Source organism: Pseudomonas sp. ITEM 17296, assembly GCF_028895205.1.
Lineage (GTDB): Bacteria > Pseudomonadota > Gammaproteobacteria > Pseudomonadales > Pseudomonadaceae > Aquipseudomonas > Aquipseudomonas kermanshahensis.
In genome coordinates, this window is sequence record NZ_WJRS01000064.1 from 1 (window position 1) to 1,752 (window position 1,752).

General features: G+C 65.2%; 1 protein-coding gene. It reads right to left on the reverse strand.

Annotated features, from left to right (window positions below; translation table 11 throughout):
• Window positions 1–1,752, reverse strand: a 1,752-nt coding sequence (locus GIB19_RS28025) for an Ig-like domain-containing protein (RefSeq protein ID WP_274888842.1), incomplete at both ends; no start/stop codon positions are given.

Sequence of the window (1,752 nt, forward strand, 5' to 3'; positions counted from 1 at the left end):
TGCAGTGGGGCAGAGCTGTTGCCGGCGGCATCCACCAGGCGGATATCCAGCGCTTCGCCATTCGCTTGAGCAGGGCTCAGCGTCAGGCTGAAGCTGCCATCTGCGCCTACGAGTCCGGTACCAATCACAGTGCCCGCAGCGTCGCGGACTTGAACAGTGGCACCCGGTTCACCGCGACCGGTAAGGGTCACGCCTTCGGCCAAGGCCAGGCCTGTGGGTTGGTCTGGGGCTTGCAGGTCTGGCGAGGTGACCGAGCCTGGTTCAGACGCGTTGCCTGCCGCGTCGGTCAGCACCACTTGCAGCGTGCTGCCATCGTTAACGGCTGGATCAAGGGCGATTACAAAATTGCCGTCCGCGCCTACAGTGCCAGTCGCCAGCACATTGCCAGCGGCGTCACGTACCTGCACCGTGGCCCCGGCTTCGCCGCGGCCGCTTAGCTGGCTGCCGGCGAGGCCGATCACCAGGTTGGTCGGTGCGTTGGGTGGGGTGGTGTCGACGCCGTCGATATCCGGCGCGGTGACGGAGCTGGCAAGCGACGTGTTACCAGCAACATCGGTCGCGGTGGCCTGCAACACTTCGCCATCGACCTGAGGCGGGTCGAGGGTGATGTTGAACACGCCGGTTGGGCCGACCAGGGCGCTGCCCAGTTCAGTGCCATCGGCGGCGAGAATACGAACGGTGCTACCCGGTTCGGCACGGCCGGTGACGACAGTGCCGTTGGCGCTGACGGCCAGTTCACTGGGTGCGGCTGGCGCGGTGATGTCCGGCGCAAAGATTTGCGTAGGCACGGACGACAAGCCCGTGTCATCAATGGCCACAACATCGAGCAGTTCGCCATTGGCCTGGGCCGGGTCGAGCACGATAGTAAAGGTGCCGTCTGCACCCGCCACAGCACTGCCAATGAGCGTGCCATTGGCATCGTGTACCTCTACACGGGTTCCAGCGGGTGCGTTGCCGGTCAGGCTGGTGCCATCGGCATTAATGGCCAGTTCGCTCGGGCTGGCCGGGGCGGTGGTCAGCGGCACATCGTATTCGAGGGCAACGGACGCGTTGCCGCTTGGGTCGACCTGCACCAGGCTCAGGTGTTCGCCTGGTTGCGCAGCCGGGTCGAGGTTGATCAGGAAGGTACCATTGGCAGTGACGACGCCGCGGCCAAGCAGGTTGCCATCCGCGTCGCGCACCTCAACGGTGGCACCCGCTTCCCCGCGACCGCCCAAGACCAAGCCGCCAGGGCCGACCTGGATGTTACTGACTGCATCCGGTGGGGTGATGTCTGGGGCATTGAACTGCAGGGCAGCGGAGCTATTACCAGCGGCATCGACCAGGCGGATATCCAGGGCTTCGCCATTGGCCTGAGCAGGGCTCAGCGTCAGGCTGAACGTGCCATCCGCGTTGACCAGCCCGGTACCGATCACACTACCGGCAGCGTCGCGTACTTGTACGGTGGCGCCAGGTTCGCCGCGGCCGGTGAAGGTGATGCCATCGGCCAGGGCAAGGTCGGTGGGTTGCGCAGGAGGCAGTAGGTCTTGCGAGGTGACCGAGCCAGGTTGAGAAACGTTGCCCGCCGCATCGGTCAGTGTCACCTGCAGGGTGCTGCCGTCGATGACGGCAGGGTCCAGCGTCAGCAGGAAGGTGCCATCTGCACCCACGGTGCCAGTGGCCAGGACATTGCCAGCGGCATCACGCACCTGAACGGTAGTGCCCGCTTCGCCACGGCCAGTCAGTTGGTGGCCAGCGAGGCCAATCACCAAA